The organism is Rhodococcus sp. NPDC003383 (assembly GCF_053589115.1).
The window spans coordinates 29,878-50,319 of sequence record NZ_JBSFRG010000018.1 but is presented as its reverse complement, the minus strand read 5'-3'; the positions used below and the strand labels follow the sequence as shown (position 1 = coordinate 50,319).

21 protein-coding genes are annotated in these 20,442 nt (G+C 68.6%); 3 read left to right on the top strand and 18 right to left on the bottom strand.

The features are described from left to right. Nucleotides 1-55 precede the first annotated feature (55 nt). Nucleotides 56-865, top strand: coding sequence for a helix-turn-helix domain-containing protein (locus ACWDTS_RS16860; protein WP_450118645.1), 810 nt, complete (start codon nt 56-58; stop codon nt 863-865). Nucleotides 866-906: 41 nt separating this feature from the next. On the opposite strand, the gene ACWDTS_RS16855 is transcribed toward ACWDTS_RS16860, so the two are convergent. From ACWDTS_RS16855 to ACWDTS_RS16845, 3 genes are all read right to left on the bottom strand, one after another. Continuing rightward, nucleotides 907-1,617 carry a DsbA family oxidoreductase gene (locus ACWDTS_RS16855; protein WP_450118644.1) on the bottom strand — a complete coding sequence of 237 codons (711 nt, stop codon included), beginning with the start codon at nt 1,615-1,617 and terminating at the stop codon, nt 907-909. Between the two features lie 46 nt (nt 1,618-1,663). Then, nucleotides 1,664-2,101: an OsmC family protein gene (locus tag ACWDTS_RS16850; RefSeq protein ID WP_197252308.1), complete on the bottom strand. Its 438-nt coding sequence runs from the start codon at nt 2,099-2,101 to the stop codon at nt 1,664-1,666. Between the two features lie 108 nt (nt 2,102-2,209). Then, complete coding sequence (locus ACWDTS_RS16845; protein ID WP_450118643.1) at nt 2,210-3,541, bottom strand: oxygenase MpaB family protein; 1,332 nt, start codon at nt 3,539-3,541, stop codon at nt 2,210-2,212. Between the two features lie 115 nt (nt 3,542-3,656). Here ACWDTS_RS16845 and ACWDTS_RS16840 point away from each other — a divergent pair, with 115 nt between their 5' ends. Further along, entirely contained in the window at nt 3,657-4,283 is a 627-nt protein-coding gene (locus ACWDTS_RS16840) for a TetR/AcrR family transcriptional regulator (protein ID WP_197252309.1), read from the top strand. Between the two features lie 40 nt (nt 4,284-4,323). Then, entirely contained in the window at nt 4,324-4,935 is a 612-nt protein-coding gene (locus ACWDTS_RS16835; RefSeq protein ID WP_197252310.1) for a TIGR03086 family metal-binding protein, read from the top strand. Nucleotides 4,936-5,000: 65 nt separating this feature from the next. On the opposite strand, the gene ACWDTS_RS16830 is transcribed toward ACWDTS_RS16835, so the two are convergent. The 15 genes from ACWDTS_RS16830 to ftsH all read right to left on the bottom strand — a co-directional run bounded on the left by ACWDTS_RS16830 (nt 5,001) and on the right by ftsH (nt 20,201). Beyond that, nucleotides 5,001-7,544, bottom strand: coding sequence for an ATP-dependent Clp protease ATP-binding subunit (locus tag ACWDTS_RS16830; protein ID WP_197252311.1), 2,544 nt, complete (start codon nt 7,542-7,544; stop codon nt 5,001-5,003). Between the two features lie 381 nt (nt 7,545-7,925). Continuing rightward, the gene (locus ACWDTS_RS16825; RefSeq protein WP_420751857.1) at nt 7,926-8,288 is read right to left on the bottom strand and encodes a histone-like nucleoid-structuring protein Lsr2; all 363 of its coding nucleotides are present in this window, start codon (nt 8,286-8,288) and stop codon (nt 7,926-7,928) included. Nucleotides 8,289-8,392: 104 nt separating this feature from the next. Next, on the bottom strand, nt 8,393-9,904 hold the full coding sequence (gene lysS / locus ACWDTS_RS16820; protein WP_450109543.1) for a lysine--tRNA ligase: 1,512 nt from the start codon (nt 9,902-9,904) through the stop codon (nt 8,393-8,395). A gap of 86 nt (nt 9,905-9,990) precedes the next feature. Further along, the gene (locus tag ACWDTS_RS16815) at nt 9,991-10,455 is read right to left on the bottom strand and encodes a rhodanese-like domain-containing protein (protein WP_197254520.1); all 465 of its coding nucleotides are present in this window, start codon (nt 10,453-10,455) and stop codon (nt 9,991-9,993) included. 93 nt (nt 10,456-10,548) lie between these two features. Beyond that, a complete protein-coding gene (locus ACWDTS_RS16810) occupies nt 10,549-11,385 on the bottom strand; it encodes a type III pantothenate kinase (protein ID WP_450118642.1) in 837 nt (278 codons plus the stop codon). A gap of 2 nt (nt 11,386-11,387) precedes the next feature. After that, the gene (gene panD / locus ACWDTS_RS16805) at nt 11,388-11,825 is read right to left on the bottom strand and encodes an aspartate 1-decarboxylase (protein ID WP_197254523.1); all 438 of its coding nucleotides are present in this window, start codon (nt 11,823-11,825) and stop codon (nt 11,388-11,390) included. Nucleotides 11,826-11,862: 37 nt separating this feature from the next. Continuing rightward, nucleotides 11,863-12,807, bottom strand: coding sequence for a pantoate--beta-alanine ligase (panC, locus tag ACWDTS_RS16800; protein ID WP_450118641.1), 945 nt, complete (start codon nt 12,805-12,807; stop codon nt 11,863-11,865). Beyond that, a complete protein-coding gene (locus tag ACWDTS_RS16795; RefSeq protein WP_197254525.1) occupies nt 12,791-13,726 on the bottom strand; it encodes a Rossmann-like and DUF2520 domain-containing protein in 936 nt (311 codons plus the stop codon). The genes panC and ACWDTS_RS16795 overlap by 17 nt, the downstream gene beginning before the upstream one ends. A gap of 169 nt (nt 13,727-13,895) precedes the next feature. Further along, nucleotides 13,896-14,804, bottom strand: coding sequence for a DUF6779 domain-containing protein (locus ACWDTS_RS16790; RefSeq protein WP_197254527.1), 909 nt, complete (start codon nt 14,802-14,804; stop codon nt 13,896-13,898). Between the two features lie 54 nt (nt 14,805-14,858). Further along, on the bottom strand, nt 14,859-15,326 hold the full coding sequence (locus ACWDTS_RS16785; RefSeq protein WP_197254528.1) for a DUF3180 domain-containing protein: 468 nt from the start codon (nt 15,324-15,326) through the stop codon (nt 14,859-14,861). Next, nucleotides 15,320-15,865, bottom strand: a complete 546-nt coding sequence (gene folK, locus ACWDTS_RS16780) for a 2-amino-4-hydroxy-6-hydroxymethyldihydropteridine diphosphokinase (protein ID WP_450118640.1) — start codon at nt 15,863-15,865, stop codon at nt 15,320-15,322. Before folK ends, ACWDTS_RS16785 begins: the two co-directional genes overlap by 7 nt. Continuing rightward, nucleotides 15,862-16,227 (bottom strand): dihydroneopterin aldolase, encoded by a 366-nt coding sequence (gene folB, locus ACWDTS_RS16775; RefSeq protein ID WP_450118639.1) that lies wholly within the window; start codon nt 16,225-16,227, stop codon nt 15,862-15,864. Before folB ends, folK begins: the two co-directional genes overlap by 4 nt. Then, the gene (gene folP, locus ACWDTS_RS16770) at nt 16,224-17,045 is read right to left on the bottom strand and encodes a dihydropteroate synthase (protein ID WP_450118671.1); all 822 of its coding nucleotides are present in this window, start codon (nt 17,043-17,045) and stop codon (nt 16,224-16,226) included. Before folP ends, folB begins: the two co-directional genes overlap by 4 nt. 32 nt (nt 17,046-17,077) lie before the next feature. Further along, nucleotides 17,078-17,743, bottom strand: a complete 666-nt coding sequence (gene folE, locus ACWDTS_RS16765) for a GTP cyclohydrolase I FolE (RefSeq protein ID WP_374068620.1) — start codon at nt 17,741-17,743, stop codon at nt 17,078-17,080. Between the two features lie 16 nt (nt 17,744-17,759). Continuing rightward, on the bottom strand, nt 17,760-20,201 hold the full coding sequence (gene ftsH, locus ACWDTS_RS16760; protein WP_197251348.1) for an ATP-dependent zinc metalloprotease FtsH: 2,442 nt from the start codon (nt 20,199-20,201) through the stop codon (nt 17,760-17,762). Nucleotides 20,202-20,442: the final 241 nt, after the last annotated feature.

Below are 20,442 nucleotides of genomic sequence, written 5' to 3'. Positions count from 1 at the left end.
GTCGATGACCTCCGGGGTCATTGCAGCGCTGCGCGGACCCGGGCAGGGTGAGGTCATGCCCGCACAGTCAGCAATCCGCACGGAGTCGGTCGGGCCACTACTGCGGTCCTGGCGCGAACGACGAGGCCGCTCCCAGCTCGACGTCTCGATCGCCGCCGACCTGTCGACCCGGCATCTCAGCTACGTCGAAACCGGTCGATCGACACCCGGGAGGGGTGTCCTCGACAAGCTCGCCGACGAACTCGAGATTCCGCTTCGCGAGCGGAACCGGCTCTACCTCGCCGCCGGCTACGCCCCGGCGTACCCGGAGCGTCCGTTCGCCGATCTCGGCGCAGCGCGGGAGGCCGTCGAGGCGGTTCTCACCGGACACGAACCCAACCCGGCGCTGGCGGTCGACGTCCGCTGGGAACTCCTCGCCGCGAATCGGCCCGCGCAGTCGATGTTCACGGACATCGCACCGCATCTGCTCGAACCGCCGGTCAACGTTCTGCGCGCGACCCTGCACCCCGACGGCCTGGCCCCGAGAATCCGCAACTTCACCCGGTGGCGCGACCACGTCGTGCGCCGGGTGAGCCGCCAGCTGTCCCGTACCGCGATACCGGAGCTACGCGAGCTGCGCGACGAACTGGCCGCCTACCCCGTGCCTGCGCACGACGCGGCGGACGGTCCGGCAGCGAACGACCTCGCCATGCCCCTCGTCGTGGCATCCGCGCACGGGGACCTGTCCCTTCTGTACACGACGACGGTGTTCGGATCCCCGTTCGACGTGACCCTCGACGAGATCGCGATCGAGACGTTCTTCCCGGCCGATGCCGCGACCGCGACACTCCTCCGGGCGATGGCGGACCTCACGGTGCCGTCCTGAACGGCCACCGTGAGGCGCCCGGCTCACACCGCGTACCCGACTCACACTGCGCAGCCGTCTCCCGCTGCGCCGGTCACGGCGGCGGCGGCCGTTTCCGCGGCATCGACATCGTCGACGGCACGCTGCAACAGCGCGAGGAACACGTCCTTCGGTTGAGCTCCCGAGACGGCCACGGCGCGATTCGCGACGAAGAACGGCACCCCGGTCACGCCCAGCGTCCGGGCTTCGAGCAGGTCGGCTCGGACCGCATCGGCAGCTGCGTCGCCGTCGAGGCCGGCACGGACCGCCTCCGGGTCCAGCCCCGCCGACGCGGCGATCCGCACGAGCGTGTCGCGGTCGTCGACCACCTCGCCCTCGACGAAGTGCGCGCGGAACAGCGCCTCGAGCAGCGCGTCACGCCGATCGCCCGCGAGGTGCAGCAGCCGATGCGCGTCGAAGGTGTTCGCCGCGATCACGGTGGCGAAGTCGATGTCGAGACCGTCCTGTGCCGCGACGTTCGCGACGTGCGCGAACATCTGCCGCACCTGCTCGGCCGGCATCCCCTTCATCTCGACCAGCGCATCGATCTCGGGGCGCCGCAGACCCGCCGGGGTGTCCGGGGCCAGCTGGTACGAACGCCAGGTCACCGACACGCGGTCGCGGTGCTCGAACTCGCTCAGGGCAGCAGCGAACCGCCGCTTGCCGATGTAGCACCAGGGGCAGGCGATATCGGACCAGATCTCGATCCGGGCAGTGTTGTCTCCAAAGGTCACGTGCCGGTGCAACAGCCACCGGCGCCGCGATGTTCCCTCGGCCGGCTCACTCCAGCGCCGCGTCGAGGGTGATCTCGACTCCAGTGAGCGCCTTGCTCACCGGGCATCCGGCCTTCGCGTCCTCGGCGGCCTTGCCGAATCCGGCGGCGTCGAGGCCCTCGACTTCACCACGCACGGTCAGATTGATTCCGGTGAGCCGGAATCCGCCCGCGGGATCGGGACCGAGCGAGACGTCGGCGGTCACCTCGAGACTCTGCGGTGTTCCCCCGGCCTCGGCGATCAGTGCGGACAACTGCATCGCGTAGCACGACGAGTGCGCGGCGGCGATGAGTTCCTCGGGACTGGTGGTGCCGCCGGCGTCGTCGGCGGCGCGCTTCGGGAACGACACGTCGAACGTGCCGCGCCCGGAACTGCTGAGCTCGACCTGCCCGGAGCCATCCTGGAGGCCGCCGTTCCATGCGGTGCGTGCGGTGCGTGTGGGCATGAGGATCTTCCCCTTCGTGTGGTGGATTCGCGAGCCTCTGCTGTCGCATGTTCACCAACCACACTCGCAGACTCGCCCGCCTCACGAGGGGCGTTCACCGCAGACGGTTCACCGAGTCCGGCCCGCTCGCAGTTCCCGGTCGCGCTCACCGACGGTGTGCACCGCACCGTCCCGCTCGTACGGCCGGACGTCGAGCCGCTGCTTCACCTCGCCGATCGCCCGCATGCGCTCGCGGTGCCCCCGGCGCGCCGCGCGCGCGGCGCCTCCCGGCACGGCGACGCTCAGACGGTCGCGGACGAGATTGCGCGCGAACCACAGCGGATACAGGGCCGCCATCGGACTCAGCCGCGGAATTCCCACGGCGTCGGAGTAGCCGGAACCGAGTGACAGGCGGGCCAGGTCGGCGTGGAAGTGGTAGTGCGCCCAGCTCTTGATGCGGTTCGCAGGTCCGGGACCGTCGACACCGTAGATCCGGGGCACGGCCTTCAGCGCCGCCTCGGTCAGCGCCCGCGACGAGTCGTCGGGATCCACCTCCGACCAGACCGCAAGCCAGATGAGACGAAGAAGCTCGTCCAGCGAGGTGACCTGGAGTTCGGCCGTCACCCCCATGGTGTGCGCGACGTACCGGTACAGGTGCACGATCGCGTCCCGTTCCCGTCGCGAGTACCAGTGCCCGGCGGCCATGACGGCCAGGGCGACGCCGGCGATCGGAATCATCGTCACGCAGTAGTGCAGTTGATTGACGGGCCTGCCGTGGGTGTCGGTGTTCCAATCGTCGACGCGGTCGATCCCGGCGCGGATGTAGGCGTGGACGACGCGCACCCGGGCGGTGTTCTTCGTCCCCTCCCCGAATCGCTCCATCCCGCCGCGGGCCGTGCAGTCCATCGACCACGAGACCGTCTCCACGATCCGTGCCGCGGCGCGCTTCGCGAGGTCGCCGCCGCGCAGCAGCACGTCGTTGACGCGCGGCGAGACGTAGCTGGCGGGGAAGGCGATGGCGGTGGTGAACGCCAGGAGGGTGCTCACCGGCATCCGTGCGATCGCCTGCGCGGCGAGATCCAGCTTGTCGTAGTCGACCCAGAACGGCACGTCGTCGAGGGCATCGATGAACGCCTGCACCTCGGGAGCGGGATCGTCCACGGTCTCGATGCCGTGCTCGAGTGCCTGCTCGAACTGCGCACGGATCCGGGTGCGGTCGCGGCGCATCGCGGCGACGAGATCGTCCGCCACCGGATCGCAGGTGTTCGCGAACCTGGCGAACGCCCGGGCCTGCGCACGGGTGGGCCGCACCGAGTCGCCGACGAGGAGCGACATCGCCAGCCGGGGAGCGCCCTCGCTCAGGATCGGTTTCGGTGCGAGCCGATCGGCTCGGTCGTGCAGGCGGCTCGTCGACAGGCGGATGCTCGTCGGGCGGGTGGGCAGCGGAGCCTCGATCGTCACGGTTTCTCCTCGTCCGGATTCGGCCACCGACTATCGCAGGAATACCGAATTTCGTAAACACTTGATTCCGGAATCTGAAGATTCCGGAAACGTCGCGTGTGACAGACTCGCGGATGTGTCCGAGCCCGAAACCCACCGCGCGTACCGCGGCGTCGCACCGGCCGACCGGCGCGCCGAACGCCGCAAACGCCTCGAGAACGCGGTGATCGAGGTGGTCGCAGCCGAAGGATGGTCGGCCGCCACGGTCCGGAAGGTCGCGGCCACCGCCGGAATCGGTCCGCGATTCTTCTACGAGAGCTTCACCGACATGAACGATCTCGTGACCACCACCTACGACGAGCTCGGCGCCGAACTGCTCGCGGGCGCCGTCGCCGCGATCGCCTCGGCTCCCGACGACCTGCACGAGAAGGCCCGGGCCGCGGTCGGAGCGATCGTCGGGGCGGTCGAACGCAACCCCCAGCAGGGACGATTCCTCATCTCCGACGCTCCCCCGCTCGCCGAACGCAAGAGCGCCTTCATCCGGGCCGCGGCGGACGAACTCGCGAAGCAGAGCGATGCGGTGGGCACGCGACTCGATTCCCGCCAGGCGGAGTTGTGCGCGGTTGTCGTCATGGCCGGCGCCGTCGAACTCGTCCGCGGATGGCTCGACGGCACGCTCGACATCCGGCCCGGCGAACTCACCGAGATCGTGGCGAGCACGCTGTCGACGCTGACCGCCCACATGCCCGGCATCGGCAGGTAGTCCGCCGAACCGATCACGAACCGGAAACCGCGGGCGCAGGATGGGCTGCGTGACCACGCCACAACAGGACCCCCGCCCGCTCGTCCGTGCCGCCGCCGATCGGGCGCGCCGGATCGTCGAGAACGTCGGTCCCGACCACATGACGGCCCCGACGCCGTGCCCCGAGTTCGACGTCCGCACCCTCCTCGGGCACCTCGCGTCGACGCTCGAACGCAGCGCTGCCGTCGGCTCGGGAGGCGACCCGCGCACGATCCCGGAATCCCTCACCGCCGCGGACGACGAATGGCCCGCCCTCCTGGACAGGTCCATCGAGCACTACTGGCAGGTGTGGAACGACGATGCTCTGCTCTACAAGCCGGTCACCGCTCCGTGGGGCACCTTCCCCGGCCGGATCGCGGTGCTCGTCGAACTCGACGAGCTGATCGTCCACGGCTGGGATCTCGCCGTGGCCACCGGCCAGGAGGCCGAAGCCGACCCGCCCCTGGCCGAAGCGGCCCTCGAGGTGATGCGACTCGCCCTGCCGGCGTCTCCCCGCGACGGCCTGCCGTTCGGCCCTCCGGTCGAGCCCGCCCCGGGCGCCGGGGCCACCGAACGCCTCGCGAACTGGCTCGGACGCGACACCGCGCCCTGGGTGCGGCGCGAACGCACCTGAGACTCCGAGCAAACGAGAGGGGCGGTACCCGTACGGGTACCGCCCCTCCCTGTGTCCGGAACCGGTTATCCGGCGTCCGCCTCACCCTCGGTGGACTTGGCCAGTGCCACCGCCGGGGTGTCCGGCACCTCGGCCGGCTTCTCGCTCGGCGTGAACGTGAACTTCGCGTTCTCGCCGGCGCCCTCGCCGTCCCAGCCGTCGACATCGACCAGGACGATCTGGCCGGGGCCGATCTCGCCGAACAGGATCTTCTCGGAAAGCTGATCCTCGATCTCGCGCTGGATGGTGCGACGCAGCGGCCGCGCACCCAGAACCGGATCGAAGCCCCGCTTGGCGAGCAGTGCCTTCGCCTTCTCCGTGAGCTCGATGCCCATGTCCTTGTTCTTGAGCTGCGCCTCGACCCGGCCGACCATCAGGTCGACCATCTCGATGATCTGCTCCTGAGTCAGCTGGTGGAAGACGATGATGTCGTCGATGCGGTTGAGGAACTCGGGGCGGAAGTGCTTCTTGAGCTCGTCGTGGACCTTGTTCTTCATCCGCTCGTAGTTCGACGCCTCGCCGGAACCGGCCGAGAAGCCCAGGCCGACGGCCTTCGAGATGTCGGACGTGCCCAGGTTCGAGGTGAAGATCAGCACCGTGTTCTTGAAGTCGACGGTGCGACCCTGACCGTCGGTGAGACGGCCGTCCTCGAGGACCTGCAGGAGCGTGTTGTAGATCTCCTGGTGGGCCTTCTCGATCTCGTCGAACAGGACGACGGAGAACGGCTTCCGGCGCACCTTCTCGGTGAGCTGGCCACCTTCCTCGTAGCCCACGTATCCGGGAGGCGCACCGAACAGACGGGACGCCGTGAAGCGGTCGTGGAACTCGCCCATGTCGATTTGGATGAGCGCGTCGTCCTCACCGAACAGGAAGTTCGCGAGCGCCTTGGACAGCTCGGTCTTACCGACACCGGACGGGCCGGCGAAGATGAACGAGCCGGACGGACGCTTCGGGTCCTTCAGGCCGGCACGGGTACGACGGATCGCCCGGGCCACGGCCCGGACCGCGTCCTCCTGGCCGATGATCCGCTTGTGCAGCTCGTCCTCCATGCGGAGCAGACGCGTGGTCTCCTCCTCGGTGAGCTTGAACACCGGGATACCGGTCCAGTTCGCGAGGACTTCCGCGATCTGCTCTTCGTCCACCTCGGCGATGACGTCGAGGTCACCCGCACGCCACTGCTTCTCGCGCTCGGCGCGCTGGGCGACGAGCTGCTTCTCCTTGTCTCGCAGGCTTGCGGCCTTCTCGAAGTCCTGCGCGTCGATCGCGGATTCCTTCTCGCGACGGGCGTCGGCGATCCGGTCGTCGAACTCGCGGAGGTCCGGCGGCGCGGTCATCCGGCGGATACGCATCCGTGCGCCGGCCTCGTCGATCAGGTCGATCGCCTTGTCCGGCAGGAAGCGGTCGTTGATGTACCGGTCCGCGAGGGTCGCGGCGGCAACGAGCGCCTTGTCGGTGATCGAGACGCGGTGATGCGCCTCGTACCGGTCGCGCAGACCCTTGAGGATCTCGATGGTGTGCTCGACCGTGGGCTCACCGACCTGCACCGGCTGGAAACGACGCTCCAGGGCGGCGTCCTTCTCGATGTACTTGCGGTACTCGTCGAGGGTGGTCGCACCGATGGTCTGCAGCTCACCGCGGGCCAGCTTCGGCTTGAGGATCGACGCGGCGTCGATCGCGCCCTCGGCGGCACCCGCACCGACCAGCGTGTGCAGCTCGTCGATGAACAGGATGATGTCGCCGCGGCTGTTGATCTCCTTGAGGACCTTCTTCAGGCGTTCCTCGAAGTCACCGCGGTAGCGGGAACCGGCGACCAGCGAACCGAGGTCGAGGGTGTAGAGCTGCTTGTCCTTGAGGGTCTCGGGGACCTCGCCGTTGACGATGGCCTGCGCCAGGCCTTCGACGACGGCGGTCTTGCCGACACCCGGCTCGCCGATGAGCACCGGGTTGTTCTTGGTGCGGCGGGACAGGACCTGCATGACCCGCTCGATTTCCTTCGCGCGGCCGATGACCGGATCGAGCTTGCCCTCGAGCGCAGCCTGCGTGAGGTTGCGGCCGAACTGATCCAGCACGAGCGACGTCGACGGGGTGCCGGCCTCGCCGCGGCTCGTGCCCGTCTCCTGGGGTTCCTTGCCCTGGTAGCCGGACAGCAGCTGGATGACCTGCTGACGCACGCGGTTGAGGTCGGCCCCGAGCTTGACCAGCACCTGGGCCGCGACACCCTCACCTTCGCGGATCAGGCCGAGCAGGATGTGCTCGGTTCCGATGTAGTTGTGCCCGAGCTGCAGCGCCTCACGCAGGCTCAGCTCCAGGACCTTCTTGGCACGGGGCGTGAACGGGATGTGCCCGGACGGAGCCTGCTGCCCCTGGCCGATGATCTCCTCGACCTGGCTGCGCACACCTTCCAGCGAGATCCCCAACGACTCGAGCGACTTCGCGGCCACGCCCTCACCCTCGTGGATGAGGCCGAGGAGGATGTGCTCCGTGCCGATGTAGTTGTGGTTGAGCATCCTGGCCTCTTCCTGAGCCAGGACGACGACGCGCCGCGCGCGATCGGTGAACCTTTCGAACATCGCACTCCCTCACACTCTCCGGCCTGCGGATCCGGTACGAGGATTGTTCCGGACCCGACTGCCGCGTTTCGCTCCGGCACTCGAGTCGTCGTCGAACCGGCGAAGGTTCCACGACCCCACTTGACACTCTAGTTGCCGTGGTTTCGGCCCGCTCCCCCTCTACCCGGTTGAGCGGAACTTCGAAACCCGGTCACGAGTGCTAACGCTGCACGTCGCCGATACGTTTCCGCAAGCTCTACGCCTGAAGCGAACACCCCGCGGGGCCCGCGCGCGCCTCCGATCGCCCAGCACGCACCCGGATTCGGACGGCAGAAGCGGCGAGGCGCCACCCGGGTAATTCCGGGTGACGCCTCGTTCGTCCGTCTTCGGTCCTACAGCTGCCTATGCGTGGGCTTCGTTGTAGGCCTCGACAATTTCCGCGGAGATACGTCCGCGTGCCGAAACTGCGTAGTCGTTCTCGCGGGCCCATTCCCGAATGACGGCGCTCTTCTCCCGATTCGGGGTGGCCGTCCGGGAGGACTTCCGCCCGGCCGGTGCTGCCGGAACCGCCTTCGGACGCTTCCGGCCGCCGACCTTCCGGGCGTGCTCGACCCAGAATTCCAATTGCTCGCGCAGTTTCGCGGCATTTTCGTCGGACAGATCGATCTCGTATGTGACCCCGTCGATCCCGAATTCCACGGTCTCGTCTGCCGCCGATTCCTGATCCACATCGTCGATCAGCGTGACGGTGACCTTCTTCGCCATGTGCCGCAAATCCTCTCGAATGAAACGCCCAGCCCCCCGGGTACGGGCACAAGAGTACATGCGAATTTCACAAGGGCAATACCGATTCCGGTCGGGGTGCGGAATTAGCGAGCGGACGGACGAACAATTGGAAACAGGATGGTTTCCCTGATTCCGAGTCCGGTGAGTGCCATGAGCAACCGATCGATTCCCATACCCGTACCGGTGGTGGGCGGCATACCCTGTTCCATTGCGGCGAGGAAATCTTCGTCCAGAACCATGGCCTCGTCGTCACCCGCCGCTGCCAGACGCGCCTGATCGACGAAACGCTCGCGCTGGATCACCGGGTCCACGAGTTCCGAATATCCGGTTGCCAGTTCGAATCCGCGCACATACAGATCCCACTTCTCGGTCACGCCGGGAATGCTGCGGTGATCGCGTGTGAGCGGTGACGTCTCGACCGGGAAGTCACGGACGAACGTGGGCTGGTACAGCTGATCGCCGCACATGTGCTCCCACAATTCCTCCACGAGCTTGCCGTGGCCGTATCCCTTGTCCTTCGGGACCTCGAGCCCCACCCGCCCCGCAAGTTCCAGCAATTCCTCGACCGTGGTGTCCGGCGTCACATCGGTGCCGATCGCCTCGGACAACGACGGATACATCTCGAGGGTCTTCCATTCGCCACCGAGGTCGTACTCGGTTCCGTCGGCGAGGGTTACCACGTACGAGCCGAAGACCGCGAATGCGACCTCCTGAATGATCTCGCGGATCATGCGCGCCGAATCGTCGTACGTTCCGTATGCCTCGTACGTTTCGAGCATCGAAAATTCCGGTGAATGCGTCGAGTCCGCGCCCTCGTTGCGGAAATTCCGGTTGATCTCGAAGACCTTGTCGATTCCACCGACGACGCAACGCTTGAGGAACAACTCCGGTGCGATGCGCAGGTACAGATCGATGTCGAGGGCGTTCGAATGGGTGACGAACGGTCGCGCGGCGGCACCGCCGTGCAGCGTCTGCAGCATCGGGGTCTCGACCTCGAGGAATCCGCGACGTTCGAGCGCATTGCGCAGTTCCCGCACCACCGCGACACGCATCCGCGCGTTCGCCCGCGCCTCCGGGCGCACGATCAGGTCGACGTACCGCTGCCGGACCCGCGACTCCTCGCTCATCTCCTTGTGGGCGACAGGCATCGGGCGCAGCGACTTCGCAGCCATCTGCCAGGTGTCGGCCATGACGCTCAGCTCACCGCGACGGGAGCTGATGACCTCACCGTGCACGAACACGAAGTCGCCCAGGTCCACGTCGGCCTTCCAGGCGGCCAGCGACTCCTCGCCGACACCGGCCAGGCTCAGCATGACCTGCAACTGCGTGCCGTCACCCTCCTGCAGGGTCGCGAAGCACAACTTGCCGGTGTTGCGGAAGAACATCACCCGGCCGGCGACACCGACCTGCTCGCCGGTGGTGCTGTCGGGTTCGAGATCGGGGTACTTCGCACGGATCTCCGCGAGAGTGTGGGTGCGGGGCACGACGACGGGATACGCGTCCTTGCCCTGCGCCAGGAGTCGTTCGCGCTTCTCGCGGCGGACCCGGATCTGCTCGGGGGTGTCGTCGGGCTGCTGAACGCTGGCATCACTCACGGGTAACCAGACTATCGGAACCCGCAGGCACGAATTCGCAGACCTCCTCGGAGGAACCCGAGGTCAGTGCCCGAAGAGAGAAGCGGTCAGTGAGCGGTGACGCGCGCCACGTCCTCCGCGATGTGCTGCGCGCGAGTGACAGCGTCGACCAGACCGGCCGTCTTGATCGCGGCGTACCCACCGACGAGGCCGGTCGCGCGGCGCAATCCGATCTCCTGCAGGGACGCGACCGCGCGGTGTGCGGCGGGTCCGTCCGCGGAAACGACGACCCATTCGACGTCGTGGTCGACGGCGAGCGCCAGGCTCTCGGCTCCGGCGGCCGGGTCGAGACGCCGGGTCAGAAGCGCGGCGTCGATCGCGAGTGCACCCGGAAGCGTGCCCTGAACGGTGCGCTCGGCCGAGGTGCGGATGTCGACGACGACGGCGCCGCGGGCAACAGCGGCGGCGAGCTCCGTGGGGTAGGTCCGCTCGGTGGTCAGCGGCAGAAAGCCGACGGAATCCGAAGCGGGGGAAGCGATGAAAGGTGCAGAAACAGCAAGCGCAGCGCGCATGAGAAAACTCCCAGGAATGTGTAATCGGTCGAGGCGGACGTCAGCCTCGACAACACTCCTGGGCGTTCATGCAGCGGATCACGGCGACCATTCTTACACAGATTCGCGAGTGGGGGAACCCGTAGAACCGTGACGTGCGGAACGCCGGGCCTGGTTCCGCTCGAACACCAGGCGCAATCCCTCGAGCGTCAGATCCGGCTCGTGATGCTCGATCGTCGTCGCCTCCGGCATGATCAGCGGCGCGCAGTCACCCGTGCCGATCACCGCGACGTCGTCGCGGTCGAATCCGGGAACCTCGGCGCGCACGCGGCGCACGAGACCGTCGACCATGCCCGCGAATCCGAAAACCGCGCCGGACTGCATGCATTCGACGGTGTTCTTCCCGACCACCCCGCGCGGTCGCGCGAGTTCGACCTTCCGCAGCGCCGCACCCTGCGACGCGAGCGCGTCCATCGAGATCTCGACACCGGGCGCGATTGCACCGCCGAGGAACTCGCCCTTGCCGGAAACCACGTCGACGCACGTGGACGTACCGAAATCGACGACGATGCACGGACCACCGTAGAAGTGGTGCGCGGCAAGGCTGTTGACGATCCGGTCGGCGCCGACCTCCTTGGGGTTGTCGACGAGCAGCGGCACACCGGTGCGCACACCGGGTTCGACGACCACGTGCGGCACCTCCGCCCAGTACCGGCCGAGCATGCCGCGCAGTTCACGGAGTACCGACGGCACGGTCGACAGCGCGGACACCGCGGTGATCCGGTCGACGTCCTCACCGAGCAACCCGCGGAACAGCAACGCGAGCTCGTCCCCCGTCACCCGGGGGTCGGTGCGAACTCGCCAGTCCTGCAGCAGTTTTGCGTGCGAACCGCTGCCGGTGAACAGACCCAGAACGATATTGGTGTTCCGGACGTCGACGGCGAGCAGCACCGTTACACCAACGAACCGGAGTCGAGGGTGGCGAGCATGCGCGGGGTGATCAGGCCCGAGCCCTCCGGGGCGTGCGCCGGATCGCTGCCCAGCTCCACCTGGCGGTTGTCGGCGTCGACGAACACCACGCGCGGAGCGTAGTCCTTGCACTCCTGCTCGTTCATCACTCCGTAGGCGATGAGGATGACCAGGTCGCCGGGGCTCACCAGACGTGCTGCGGCACCGTTGATCCCGATGATCCCGGACCCGCGCTCGCCCGCGATGACGTACGTCTCGAGACGATTGCCGTTGTCGATGTCGACGATGCAGACCTGCTCGCCCTCGAGCAGATCGGCGGCATCCATCAGGTCCTGGTCGACGGTCACCGAACCCACGTAGTGCAGGTCCGCGTGAGTAACCGTGGCGCGGTGGATCTTCGACTTCATCATGGTGCGAAACATGTATTGCCTCAGCTCTTGTCGTTCTGGTTCTGCTTGTTCAGCGATTCAGGAGGTCGTCGACGGCCGGGTCGACCGGTCCGGTCGCCCGTTCCAGGAAGCCGGTGCCGATCGCGACACCGACGTTGTCGATGAGCCGGGTGGTCCCGACTCGCGCGGCCACCAGCAGACGGCCGTCGCCACGCTCGGGCGGCTCTCCGAGATCGACACCGCGCAACTCGAGGTAGTCGAGCTCGATCTCCGGCGCGGACGCGAGCACCTCGCGGGCGGCCGTGAGGATCGCCTCGGCGCCACCGGCCGCCGCGTGCGCCCCCGCGACGAGCGCGGCGGACAGCACGGTCGCGGTCTGCCGCTGCGTCTCGTCGAGGTAGCGGTTGCGCGACGAAAGGGCCAGCCCGTCCTGTTCCCGCACCGTCGGAACACCGACGATGCGGACGTCGAAGTTCAGGTCGGCGACCATCTGCCGGATCAGCGCGAGCTGCTGATAGTCCTTCTCACCGAAGTACGCGGTGTTCGGCGCGACGATCTGCAGCAGCTTCGCCACCACCGTGAGCATGCCCGCGAAGTGCGTGGGCCGGCTGCCGCCCTCGAGTTCCGCACCGAGCGGACCCGGGTGGATCATCGTGCGGCGCCCCTCCGGGTACATCGCCGACACGGTCGGCACGAACGCCAGCTCGACCCCGGCCTCGCGCAGCAACGCGAGATCCGCGTCGAGGGTGCGGGGGTAGGCGTCGAGGTCCTCGTTCTCACCGAACTGGAGCGGATTGACGAAGATCGAGACGACCACGACGGCGCCGGTCAGCTTGGCCTGACGCACCAGTTCCAGATGACCGGAGTGCAGCGCACCCATGGTCGGCACCAGCGCGACCGTCCGTCCGACGCCGCGCAGCGCCTTGGTCACCTTCGTCAAGGCAGCGGGATCGTGATGCACGGTCAGTTCACCGCGCACGTACCCGCCCCGTCCCGTTTCACTCACCGTGATCATTCCCTTCGAGGAGCTCGATCAGCTCCGGTTTCGAGCCTGCACGCTGCGCCGACCGCAGCGACAGTGCCCGGTAGCCCGCGGCGATGCGCGGATCCACCTCGTCGAGCACCTGCAGATGCGTGGCGACCGCCGCGACGTCACCGCGCGCGACCGGGCCGGTCAACGCCGACGGACCGCGACGCAACGCGTTGTCGAGAGCGGCGACGAGCAGCGGCTGCAGCACCCGTTCGGCGACCCCGCCGGGATCGTCGTCGACGAGCTGCTGGCCGAGCAGTTCCTGGCCCTCGAGCGCGACGCGCAGTGCCGCGACGGCGTCGACGACGAGGGTGACGAGGTGGTTGCTGCCGTGGGCCAGCGCCGCGTGGTAGAGCGGGCGCAGGTCCTCGCGTACCCGGACCGGTTCCCCGCCGATCTCGAGGACCAGGGACTGCGCGATCGCGTAGCCGATGTCGTCGGCGGCGGTGATCCCGAAGCACGCGGAGGACAGCCGGGCCGTGTCCTCGTCGTGGCCGGTGAACGTCATGGCCGGGTGGATCGCGAGCGGCACCACACCCTGCTCGGTGAGCGGTGCCAGCACCCCGATGCCGTTGGCTCCCGAGGTGTGGGCGACGATCGTGCCCCGCGGTACCGCTCCGGTCGCGGCGAGGCCCGTGACGAGCTCGGCCAGTTCGGAGTCGGGAACAGCGAGAATCAGCAGGTTGCAGCGGCCCGCGACGACGTCGACGGGCAGGATCTCGGAATCGGGCAGGCGGGTCCGGGCCCGATGCTTGGACGCTTCGGACACGGCGGAACAGGCCACGACCACGTGGCCGACCTTCTCGAGTGCCGCGCCGATCGCGGTGCCCACACGACCGGCGGAGACGATTCCGACGGTGAGGCGTGCGGGGGCAGGCGCGTTTGTGATCCCGAAGGAATTCACGGGAGTCCTCTCGTTCGTTCCAGTCCCGCTCGGCGGGTACCAGACGTTCTGCCCGACAATAGCGCGGCGCGATCTGCGTCGGCCACGGGTGCCGGGCGTGATCTACGCCTCACCGCAAGGGCGGGCGACCCCCGGAGAGACTCCCGGTCGGGGTCGAAAAGGTCCCCGATCAGCGCTCCGTGGACAGCGACGCGAGGATCTCGGCGACGCTGCGGCCCTGCTGCGCGCTCTCCTCACCGGCCGCCTCGGCCCGGAGCCGGCGGGCTCGACGCCCGTTCGGAGGTGCGTCCGGCAGGACGACGGCGGACTCACCGGGCGCTTCGTGCAGGCCTTCGGGAGCGGGCGCGTCCGGACGGGAATCCGGATCCTTCCCGGATCCCTTCTCCTGCCCGGACGGCGCGACCCGCGGCTTCGGCGCTCCGGTCGGCTTCGGCGCTCCGGTCGGCTTCGGCGTTCCGGTCGGCTTGGGCGGTTCGGCCGTGTGCGGCGGGTCGGCCGGATCCGACGTCACCGCGGTCGTCTCCGCAGTGAGCGGTTCGTCGTCCGGGGATGCGAACGCCGGACCCGCCGGCCGCGGGGCACTGACCTGTGACGAATTCGGGCGCGTCCCGATCTCCTGAACAGGCTTCACGACGGCGTTCAGCGCGGTGCGGTCCTCCGGCATGCGTCCGTCGAACAGCATCTCGAGGTTGCGGCGCAGCGCGGCGAGTTCGGCACGCAGCTGGGCCATTTCGTCGGCCTCGACCTTCATCTGCGAACGGACCTTCTGCTCCACGGTCAGTTCGTATTCGCGCCGCGCCGAGATCTCCCGCTCGAGCTGCAGTTCGTAGACGGTCTTGAGATCCTCGACCTTGGCCTTCTCGAGGGCGGATTCGCGACGGTATTTCGTCATCGCGATCGCCCCGATCGTCGCGGCCCACAGTGCGACGACGATGCCGACGCGCAGCAGCTGAACGCTCTGACTGAAGACCAGGAACAGCGACGCCACCATGGCGAGGGCGAGGAGCGCCGCGACGATCATCGAACTCGCGCTGCGCCATTGCCGACGTTCGTTCCTGTCCCGGCCCGAGCTGCCCATGCGGACAAGGGTACTGGTCCCGGGCGCGATCCCCGAGACTCGATGGCGGGGATCTCAGGTCGCGGGCTCGCCGGGGTCCTCGGGCGTCTTGCAGCAGTGCTCGAGCCACAGGGCCGCCGCGACGAGCAGGACGGCGCCGATCGCTCCGACCACCACGCCGGCGGTGTCCTCGGAGGCGGCCTGGAGGAACGACCGCTGCGGCAGCAGGTACAGCAGGAAACCCACCCAGACCCCGAAGGCCGCGGAACCGACGAGCGCGGACGCCTTCGCGAGCGCGACCGCGCGGGCCGCCGTGATCGGATGCAGCTGGCGCGGCCCGTCGCCGATCTCCCGCTTGCCGACGCGCGAGCGGATCATGAAGGCCAGCACCACTTCGAGCACTGCCACCGGGTACAGCGAGGCACCCGCGTAGACGGGAATCGGCGGCAGCGATCCGTACAGGACGCGGACCAGCAACCACGACACGACCGCGGCGAGCAGCGCCAAGGCCAGCAGGTCGCGGATACGTGTCGCTTTCAGCACCGGCGCTCCCCCTCGTCGGGTTCCCGGTCTTCGGGGTGAAAGCCGAGCCGGAGATCCGTGCGGTGCACCCCGGCGCGTTCGGCGTCGTCGAGGTCGGCGAGCCAGTCCGTCAGCGGCCTGCGTTCACCGTCGACGGTGAGCGTGCCGTCCGGTGCGACGTCGAGCCACGGCACCAGTACGAACGCGCGCTGATGCGCCCGCGGATGCGGCAACGTCAGTTCCGGGTCGTCGCTGACGATCTCGTCGCACGTCACCACGTCGACGTCGAGGCTGCGCGGCCCCCACCGCTGCACCCGCACCCGGTCGGCGGCGGCTTCGAGCTGCTGTCCGAGACGCAACCAGCCCCGGCTGTCGAGCTCCGGGTCGTCGGCGACCACGACGGCGTTGAGAAAATCCTGCTGGTCGACTCCACCCCACGGTGCCGTCGTGTACACGGGTGAGACCGCGACGATCCGATCGCCCAGCGCCTCGGTGACCGAGCGCAGATGCGCGAGCCGATCCCCCAGGTTCGACCCGATGGACAGCACCGCCCGGCTCATGGCTGCCGCGTCCGATCGACAACGACCGCGACGTCCCCGAACGTCAGCGGGATGGGGGCGGACGGCTTGTGCACGGTGACCTCGACCCGCTCGACCCGCGGGTCGGTGAGCACGTCGTCGGCGATCTCCCCCGCCACCGTCTCGATCAGGTCCCGGGACGGGCCGGCGACGATCGCGGCGGCGCGTTCGGCGAGGATCCCGTAGTGGAGCGTGTCCTCGAGGGCGTCGCTCGCCGCGGCGGGCGCGAGGTCGGTCCAGACGACGATGTCGATCACGAAGTCCTGACCGTCGCGCTTCTCGTGCTCGAACACTCCGTGGTTGCCGCGCACCCGCAGGCCGCGCAGTTCGATCCGATCGCTCATTCCGCCTCTCCTGCCGCACTACCCCGCTGCCAGGCCCCTGCGACCGCGAGCGCGTCGAGCGACGACCGCACGTCGTGCACGCGCACCCCCCACGCGCCGTGGGTGACCGCGAGCGCCGACACCACCGCGGTCGCGACCTCGCGTCCTGCGGGCGGGCGGGGATTGCCGTCGGCGTCGGCGAGCAGCGAACCGAGGAATCGCTTGCGGGATGCGCCGATGAGCACCGGGAATCCGAGCTCGGTCAGCTCCGGCAACCGCCGCAGCAGTTCCCAGTTGTGGTCCGGCTGCTTCACGAATCCGAGGCCGGGATCGAGGATCAGATCCTGCGGGTCCACCCCGGCAGCGACCGCCACATCCACCTGGGTGAGCAGCTCGTCGCGCACCTCGCGCACGACGTCGTCGTAGTGCGTGGAACCGCCGGCATGAACGAATCCGTCCGCCGGCCGCCAGTGCATGAGAATCCACGGCACGCCCGCGGACGCGACGACCGTGGCCATGTCCGCGTCGGCGCGACCACCCGACACGTCGTTGACCAGCGTCACGCCCGCCGCGATCGCCGCTTCGGCGACCGACGCGCGCATCGTGTCGACGCTGGTCACGACACCTTCGGCGGCGAGCGCCTCGATCACCGGGACGACGCGGCCCGCCTCGACCTCGGCGTCGACGCGCTGCGCGCCCGGCCTGGTCGATTCACCACCGACGTCGACGATGTCGACGCCGAGCGCCCGCAGTTCCAGTCCGTGTGCGATCGCCGCGTCGCGATCCAGGTAGCGACCACCGTCCGAGAACGAATCGCTGGTCACGTTGAGAACACCCATGACGACCGGGCGTCTCAGGTTCTGCAGCGCGCTCACCGGCGCAGGATCAGATCCAGGGCTTCGGCGCGGGACGCCGAGCTGGTCTGGAACAACCCGCGCACCGCCGACGTCGTGGTGCTGGCGCCGGGCTTCCGGATGCCGCGCATCGCCATGCACAGGTGTTCGGCCTCGACGACGACGATCGCGCCGCGCGGATCGAGCTTGCGGACGATCGCGTCGGCGACCTGGCTGGTGAGCCGTTCCTGCACCTGCGGGCGCTTCGCATAGAGATCGACGAGCCGCGCCAGCTTGGACAGTCCCGTGACCCGCCCGGTGGGGCCGGGGATGTAGCCGACGTGCGCGACGCCGTGGAAGGACACCAGGTGGTGTTCGCAGGTGGAGTACAGCGGAATGTCGCGGACGAGGACGAGTTCCTGGTGACCTTCGTCGAACGTCGTGTTGAGCACCTCGTCCGGATCCGTGTACAGCCCGGCGAACACTTCGCGGTATGCGCGCGCGACGCGGCGCGGGGTGTCCAGCAGCCCTTCCCGGTCGGGGTCCTCACCGACCGCGATGAGCAGTTCGCGGACCGCGGCTTCGGCCCGGGCCTGATCGAAGGCCCGGCCGGTCGCCAGACTCAGCTGCTCCTCGTCGCCCGGCGCCGTCACGGCAGTCCCAGTGCTATCCAGGTGGTTCACCGACACCCGACCGTCCTCCACTCTCGTTGAAATCGGCTCAGCGCGGGCCGGTCGGCCCCTCCCAGGGCTGCGTGGGCGGCGGCTCCGGTGCCTGCTGATTCTCGTCCTGCCGATCGCCGGCGTCGGCGGGACGCGCAGGCTGAGTCCACTGAGGGTAGCCGGGATACGTGCTGCGTGGCTGTTCGGGCTCCTGCGGCGGCCACCCAGGCGCCGACCATCCTGCGGGAGCGCCGTAGTCGGGCCGGGTCGCGTGCCGCGGCCCGCCGGAGTACTGGCCGGGCTGCGGGAAACCGGGCATCGGCTCGGAAGCAGGGACGGGCTGCGGCGCGGGATAGCCGTTGCCCGGGCCCTGCGGCGGAGTCCCGTACCCACCGGGACCGCCGGCCTGCGGGTACTGCTGCGAGGTGGCCGACCGGGAGGGCTCCGGCTGCTGGGCCGGTTCCGGATGCGGCATCACCGGCTGCTGGGGCGCCTGCTGCTGCGTCACCGGCTGTGAGGGCAGCGGCTGCGGCTTCGCGAGGTTCGGGACCGCGGGCTGCGGCGGCCACGGCTCACCGCGTTCGGCGGCGAGCTCCGCGGGGGTCTTGATCGGCGGGCGATCCGACGGGATGCGTTCGCCGAAGTCGTTGAACGCGGTGATGCGTGGACGCTTCTCCACGGACGCGAGGATCCGCTCGAGGTCCTTGCGGGTGAGCGTCTCGTGTTCGAGCAGTTCCCCGGCGAGCGCGTCGAGCGCGTCGCGGTACTCGTTGAGGATCGCCCACGCTTCGGTGTGGGCCGCCTCGATGAGGTTGCGGACCTCCTCGTCGATCTCGCGGGCCACCTCGTGCGAGTAGTCCGATGCCTGTCCCATGGACCGGCCGAGGAACGGGTCGCCCTGTTCCTGCCCGTAGCGCACCGCGCCGAGCTTGGCGCTCATGCCGTACTCGGTGACCATCGCCCGGGCGATCTTGGTGGCCTGGTCGATGTCGGACGACGCGCCGGTGGTGGGCTCGTGGAACACGAGTTCCTCGGCGGCACGGCCACCCATCGCCATGACGAGACGCGCGATCATCTCGGATCGGGTCATCAGGCCCTTGTCGTCCTCGGGAACGGTCATGGCGTGACCGCCGGTGCGGCCGCGCGCGAGGATCGTCACCTTGTACACGGGCTCGATGTCGGGCATCGCCCACGCGGCGAGGGTGTGTCCACCCTCGTGGTAGGCGGTGATCTTCTTCTCGTGCTCGCTGATGATGCGACTCTTGCGGCGCGGACCGCCGATCACGCGGTCGACGGATTCCTCGAGGATCGCCTCGGTGATCACCGTGCCGTTCTCGCGGGCGGTGAGCAGCGCGGCCTCGTTGACGACGTTCGCCAGGTCGGCGCCGGACATGCCGACCGTGCGCTTCGCCAGACCTTCGAGGTCGGCGTTCTGGTCGATCGGCTTGCCCTTGGAATGCACCTGGAGGATCGCGCGGCGGCCGGCGAGGTCCGGGTTGGTCACCGGGATCTGGCGGTCGAAGCGGCCGGGACGCAGCAGCGCGGGGTCGAGGATGTCGGGGCGGTTCGTCGCGGCGATGAGGATGATGCCCTGCCGGTCGCCGAACCCGTCCATCTCGACGAGCAGCTGGTTGAGGGTCTGCTCGCGCTCGTCGTGACCGCCGCCGAGGCCGGCACCGCGCTGGCGGCCGACCGCGTCGATCTCGTCGACGAAGATGATGCAGGGGCTGTTCTGCTTGGCCTGCTCGAACAGGTCGCGCACCCGGGATGCGCCGACACCGACGAACATCTCGACGAAGTCGGAACCGGAGATGGTGAAGAACGGAACCCCGGCCTCACCCGCGACCGCGCGTGCGAGCAGCGTCTTGCCGGTGCCGGGCGGGCCGTACAGCAGCACGCCCTTCGGGATCTTCGCGCCGAGCGCCTGGTAACGGGCCGGGTTCTGCAGGAAGTCCTTGATCTCGTACAGCTCTTCGACAGCCTCGTTGGCGCCGGCGACGTCGGCGAACGTCGTCTTCGGCATGTCCTTCGAGAGCTGCTTGGCGCGGGACTTGCCGAAGCCCATCATGCCGCCGCGGCCGCCGCCCTGCATGCGCGTCATCATGAAGAAGAACACGCCGAGCAGGATGATCATCGGAACGACGAACAGCAGGATCGACGTCAGCCAGCTCTCCTGGGTGACGGCGGTGTCGAACTCGCCGGCGCCCGACGCGGCGACCTTGTCGAAGATCTGTTCCGACGCCGAGGCCGGGTACTTCGCGATGATCTGCGTCTGGTTCTCGGTGGCGTCGTTTCCGTTGTTCAGCCACAAACGGACCTGCTGTTCGCGGTCGTCGATCTGGGCCTTGGAGACGTTCTTCGAGTCGAGCTGCGCGAGTGCCACCGAGGTGTCGACCTTGGTGAATCCACGCGTGTCGTTCCCGAAGTAACTGAAGGCGTAGATGACCAACAGAATGCCGGCGACTATCGCCAGATTACGGAACACTGTCTTGCGATTCATACAGGTTCGGCCCGGCCGGCCGGTCCTTTCGATAGTGCGGTCATCAGTGCGGTCATCGTCGATGAGCGTGCGTCGACCGGTGACGATCCGGCCACAGCCAGATTACCGCGTGTGCAGATGTCGTCGCCGGTGCGTATTCCGCCCCTCGCGAGCTTCAACGACCCGGACCGACGCAGCGTTCCCGTACCGCGGCCGGTTCGGCGGAGCAACTTCACCTGCGGGAGGGGTCGTGGGCGTGGGT

What these genes read in the sequence shown, in the direction of transcription:
- ACWDTS_RS16860 (WP_450118645.1), top strand. Translation starts at nt 56, where the DNA reads ATGCCCGCACAGTCAGCAATCCGCACGGAGTCGGTCGGGCCACTACTG.
- ACWDTS_RS16850 (WP_197252308.1), bottom strand. Translation starts at nt 2,101, where the DNA reads ATGCCCACACGCACCGCACGCACCGCATGGAACGGCGGCCTCCAGGAT.
- ACWDTS_RS16835 (WP_197252310.1), top strand. Translation starts at nt 4,324, where the DNA reads ATGGGCTGCGTGACCACGCCACAACAGGACCCCCGCCCGCTCGTCCGT.
- ACWDTS_RS16830 (WP_197252311.1), bottom strand. Translation starts at nt 7,544, where the DNA reads ATGTTCGAAAGGTTCACCGATCGCGCGCGGCGCGTCGTCGTCCTGGCT.
- ACWDTS_RS16825 (WP_420751857.1), bottom strand. Translation starts at nt 8,288, where the DNA reads ATGGCGAAGAAGGTCACCGTCACGCTGATCGACGATGTGGATCAGGAA.
- ACWDTS_RS16815 (WP_197254520.1), bottom strand. Translation starts at nt 10,455, where the DNA reads ATGCGCGCTGCGCTTGCTGTTTCTGCACCTTTCATCGCTTCCCCCGCT.
- panD (WP_197254523.1), bottom strand. Translation starts at nt 11,825, where the DNA reads ATGTTTCGCACCATGATGAAGTCGAAGATCCACCGCGCCACGGTTACT.
- panC (WP_450118641.1), bottom strand. Translation starts at nt 12,807, where the DNA reads ATGATCACGGTGAGTGAAACGGGACGGGGCGGGTACGTGCGCGGTGAA.
- ACWDTS_RS16790 (WP_197254527.1), bottom strand. Translation starts at nt 14,804, where the DNA reads ATGGGCAGCTCGGGCCGGGACAGGAACGAACGTCGGCAATGGCGCAGC.
- folK (WP_450118640.1), bottom strand. Translation starts at nt 15,865, where the DNA reads ATGAGCCGGGCGGTGCTGTCCATCGGGTCGAACCTGGGGGATCGGCTC.
- folB (WP_450118639.1), bottom strand. Translation starts at nt 16,227, where the DNA reads ATGAGCGATCGGATCGAACTGCGCGGCCTGCGGGTGCGCGGCAACCAC.
- folP (WP_450118671.1), bottom strand. Translation starts at nt 17,045, where the DNA reads ATGGGTGTTCTCAACGTGACCAGCGATTCGTTCTCGGACGGTGGTCGC.
- ftsH (WP_197251348.1), bottom strand. Translation starts at nt 20,201, where the DNA reads ATGAATCGCAAGACAGTGTTCCGTAATCTGGCGATAGTCGCCGGCATT.